This is a genomic window from Streptomyces sp., from assembly GCF_031178505.1.
GTDB lineage: Bacteria > Actinomycetota > Actinomycetes > Streptomycetales > Streptomycetaceae > Streptomyces > Streptomyces gulbargensis.
In genome coordinates this window covers 1-4,128 of record NZ_JAPSIW010000639.1, presented here as the reverse complement: position 1 = coordinate 4,128, position 4,128 = coordinate 1, and the positions used below count along the sequence as shown (strand labels likewise).

The 4,128-nt window shown below is 77.3% G+C and carries 3 protein-coding genes and 2 pseudogenes; 3 read left to right on the top strand and 2 right to left on the bottom strand.

The genetic code is table 11. The annotated features are described in order from the left end of the window. From RIF68_RS29555 to RIF68_RS29545, 3 genes and pseudogenes are all read left to right on the top strand, one after another. A pseudogene (locus tag RIF68_RS29555) lies at positions 1-393 on the top strand (hypothetical protein); the annotation flags it as partial. A gap of 35 nt (positions 394-428) precedes the next feature. Then, a complete protein-coding gene (locus RIF68_RS29550; RefSeq protein WP_309054345.1) occupies positions 429-623 on the top strand; it encodes a hypothetical protein in 195 nt (64 codons plus the stop codon). Beyond that, positions 620-2,917, top strand: coding sequence for a glycoside hydrolase N-terminal domain-containing protein (locus RIF68_RS29545; RefSeq protein ID WP_309054344.1), 2,298 nt, complete (start codon positions 620-622; stop codon positions 2,915-2,917). The genes RIF68_RS29550 and RIF68_RS29545 overlap by 4 nt, the downstream gene beginning before the upstream one ends. A gap of 46 nt (positions 2,918-2,963) precedes the next feature. Here RIF68_RS29545 and RIF68_RS29540 read toward each other — a convergent pair whose 3' ends face one another. Next, positions 2,964-3,986, bottom strand: a complete 1,023-nt coding sequence (locus tag RIF68_RS29540) for an alcohol dehydrogenase catalytic domain-containing protein (protein WP_309054343.1) — start codon at positions 3,984-3,986, stop codon at positions 2,964-2,966. After that, positions 3,983-4,128, bottom strand: a pseudogene (locus tag RIF68_RS29535) (mandelate racemase/muconate lactonizing enzyme family protein); the annotation flags it as partial. The gene RIF68_RS29540 and the pseudogene RIF68_RS29535, both read right to left, overlap by 4 nt.

Below are 4,128 nucleotides of genomic sequence, written 5' to 3'. Positions count from 1 at the left end.
CCCGCGATGTCGCCTTGTCCTCCCAGCGGAATCGAAGCGCTTCGATTGTGCGGGTGTGCGGCCCGCCCGCCCCACGCCGGTCGGCGCGTCACCGACGCACGGGCTCCCGGAGGGGCCGGGCGATGCCGCCGGCGCCGCTGGAGCACCTGGTTCAACGCCTTCGTCCACCTCACCGGCCAGGACGTGATGCCGCTGCGGAACGTGCTCGTCCAGCTCGCGCGGAAGCGGGAGATCCGCGTCGGACCCGGCCTGGCCGGCACAACCCGGAACCTGTCCGGACTCGCCGTCCGGACGGCCGTCATGGTCCTCGCCCCGCTGCCCGTGGCCGTCCTCTCGCCCCTCGTCCAGAAGCACGTCAAGAAGGGCGTGCTCACCGGCGCCGCCCAGGGCTGACCGGCGCCCCCGCCCCCGTCTACCGGAAGAGTCCCATGCCGAGCCTCGACGACCCGAACCGCCCGCCCCGGCTCCTGTACGGCGGCGACCGGAACCCCGAACAGTGGCCCGGGGACCCTGGCACCGTCCCCCCGCCCGGCCCCCACCGCGACCCGCTCACGGGCGAGCGCGCCGGGACGACCGTCCGCCCCGACCGGTTCGGCACCGCCGTCCAGGAGGCCACCCCGTGACCCGCGGCCCCGTCCACGGCACCTGGGAACCGGCGCCCGCCGCCCGCTGGGAGGACGCCTACCTCACCGGCAACGGACGCCACGGCGCCCTGGTCCACGGCGACCCCGAGGACGACCGGGTGATCGTCACCCACCACACCCTCGTACGACCCCACCACGCCCCCGGCGACACCGACCCGCCCCGGCTCGCCGCCGCGCTCCCCGCCCTCCAGGACGCCCTGCTCGCCGGGGACACGACCGCCGCCGAGCACTTCACCGACGGCCGCCCGCTGCGCTGGGTCGCGCCCTTCCACCCCGCCTTCCAGACCCGCGTCCGGCGCCCGCCGGGCCACTCCGCCGGCCCCTTCCGGCGGTCCGTCGACTTCACCACCGGCCTCGTCACCTCGGTGTCCGGCGCGCGCCGCGCGGAGGTCTTCGTCTCCCGCGCCGACGACGTCCTCGTCCAGTACGTCACCGCCCCCGGCCCCGCCGCCGAGATCACCCTCGACGAGCGGCTGCCCGGCGCCCCCGCCGCGGCCGGCGTGGCACGCGGCACCGCCTGCTCCGCCGGCGAGACCGTGCTGACCCTGCGGGTCCGTTACCCCGACAGCCCGCTCGGCTACACCGGCGTCACCCTGCTCCGCGCCGATTCCGGCCGCACCACCCTCACCCCCCGCGGCGTACGCGTCGAGGGCGCCGGCCACCTCCTGCTGCTCACCCGGGTCCGCCGCCACACGGGGGAGCTCGACCCGGAGACGGAGGCCGACGCCCTGCGCGCCCTGCTCACCGCCGCGGGCCGGGGGCGGCGCTCACCCGGCCCCGCCGCCCTGCACCACCGGCTGTTCGCCCGCCACACCGCCCTGCACCGCCCCGCCTACCGGCGCGTCGTCCTCGACCTCCGCGCCGACCCGGCCGAACGGGCGCTGCCCGGCTCCGCGCTCCTGCGCCGCCCCCACAGCCCCGCCCTCCTCGAACGCCTCTTCGCCGCCGGCCGACACCACCTGCTCTGCTCCTCCGGCATGCTCCCGCCCCGGCTCACCGGACTGTGGACCGGTGACTGGGACACGGCCTGGTCCGGCGCCTTCACCACCAACGCCAACCTCAACCTCCAGACCGCCTCCGCCGTCACCGCGGACCTGCCCGAGGTGACGCGGGCCCAGGCCGCCCTGATCAGGGGGCAGTTGGACCACTGGCGGGACAACGCGCGGGCGATCTTCGGTGCCCGGGGCATCGTCGCCCCCTCCCACACCGACGGCGTCAGCGGGCACACCTACCACTTCAGCCGCGCCTACCCCCTCCACCTGTGGACCTCGGGCGCGGACTGGCTGCTCAAACCCCTGCTCGACCAGGAGGAGGCCGACGGCCGGCGCGATCCCTGGCTCACCGGGGTCCTCACCGAACTGGCCTCCTTCTACGAGGACTTCCTCACCCGGACCGGACCCGACGGCCACCTGGTCGTCGTCCCCTCCTACTCCCCGGAGAACCGCCCGCGCGGCGGCAGCTGGGGCGCGGTCAACGCCACCATGGACCTCGCGGCCGCCCGGCACGCCCTGCGCGCCGCCGCCGACCGGCTCCCGCCCGCCCACGCCGCCCGCCTGCGCGCCCTCGCCGACCGGCTGCCCCCCTACCGGGTCAACGAGGACGGGGCACTCGCCGAATGGGCGTGGCCCGCCCTCGCCGACCGCTACGACCACCGGCACCTCAGCCATCTCTACCCGGTCTGGCCGCTGGACGAGATCGACCCGGAGGACACCCCCGGCCTCGCCCGCGCCGCCCTGCGGGCCCTCGCCCTGCGCGGCAGCGAGAACGACTCCGCCCACGGCCACCTCCACCACGGCCTCGTCGCCGCCCGCCTGGGTGACGCCCACCGCACGGCGGAGGCGCTCACCCGGGTGCTCACCGGCGACTACTTCCACGACTCGCTCATGAGCGCCCACTATCCGGACCGGAACGTCTACAACGCCGACGCCGCCCACGCCCTGCCCGCCCTCGTCCTGGAAGCGCTCGTCCAGTCCCGCCCGGACCGGCTCGTCCTGCTGCCCGCCGTGCCCGACCACTGGCCGGCGGGCCGCGTCAGCGGCGTACGGACCCGGTTCGGCGCCCGCGTCGACCTCAGCTGGTCCCCGGCCGGTCACCGGGCCGTCGTACGCCCCGCCCGCGACGCCGCCGTCACCGTCCGGCACCCCGGCGGCAGCCGCCGGCTGGACCTGCGCGCGGGCCGGGACACGGTCGTCACGGGCCCCGCGCCCCGGCGGCCGGTCGGATCGGGCAGCCCCGGCGCCACGGCGGCGGACCCGAACTCCCCCGTACGGTGAGGACCGGAGGGAGCAGCTCGTTCGACGGAAGGGCTCCGTCACCTCGTCAGGGGACGAGAAGCACCTTGCCGGTCGCCGGATCGCCGCCCCCCACCAGGGCGAGCGCCTCACCGAACCGTTCCAGCGGGAAGGTGTGCGTGACGAGCGCGGCCGGGTCGAGCAGACCGGCGGAGAAGGCGCGGACCGCGTCCGCCCAGGCCGCGGACGAGGCGCCGAAGACGCTGCGCACCTCCAGCTGACTGACCGACAGGTGCACCGGATCGATGCCGGCCGCCCCCTCCGTGAACATCCCGGTCAGCACCACCCGGCCGCCCCGGCGGGCGAGCCGGCAGGACGAGGCGGCCGTCGTCGGCGCCCCGGCCGTCTCCACCACCAGGTCGAAGCGGCCCTCCGCGCCCGCCGCCTCCGCCGGCCCGAGCGCCCGGTCCGCCCCGAAACCGAGGGCCCGCGCGCGCCGGGCGGCGCTCGGATCGATCACGGTCAGCTCGGCGGGGGAGGAGGCGGCGAGCCACTGGACGGCGAGCGCCCCGAGGGTTCCGGCGCCCACGACGGCGATGCGCCCGCCCGGCCGGGGCCGCCCGGCCCGTACCGCCCCGGCGATCACGGCGGCGGGCTCCAGGAGCGCGGCCGCCCGCAGGTCGGCCCCCGCCGGCAGCGGGTGCAACAGCCGCGCCGGGACCAGCAGGTGATCGGCGAAGGCGCCCGGCTCGGTGAAACCGGTCTCCGCGTACCCGCCCGTGCACAGACTCGTCTCCCCGTCCCGGCACCGTTCGCACGTCCCGCAGGGGCGGAAGCCCTCCGCGACGCACGGCCGGCCCACCAGCGCCCCGTCCACCCCGGGTCCCACCGCCTCGACGGTGCCCGCCCACTCGTGGCCGGGCACCACCGGATAGCGCACGTAACCGGGGGCCCGGCGGCCCTCGTACAGCTCGCGGTCGCTCCCGCACATCCCGGCCGCCGCCACCCGTACCCGTACCTCGCCCGGCCCGGGTGCGGGGACGGGCCGTGTGATCAGGCGGTGCGAGCCCGGCCGGTCGACGAGGACCGCCCGGCCGGTCGAGGCGGTCACGCCGGCCGCCTCCGCTCCCAGCCGTCGGCCCACAGGTCGAACCGGGCCTGCTGCTGCGGGAACTCGGCCGCCGCGTCCACGTCGAGCTCGACGCCGAGGCCGGGGGCGTACGAGATCGTGAAGCAGCCGGTCTCCGGGTCGA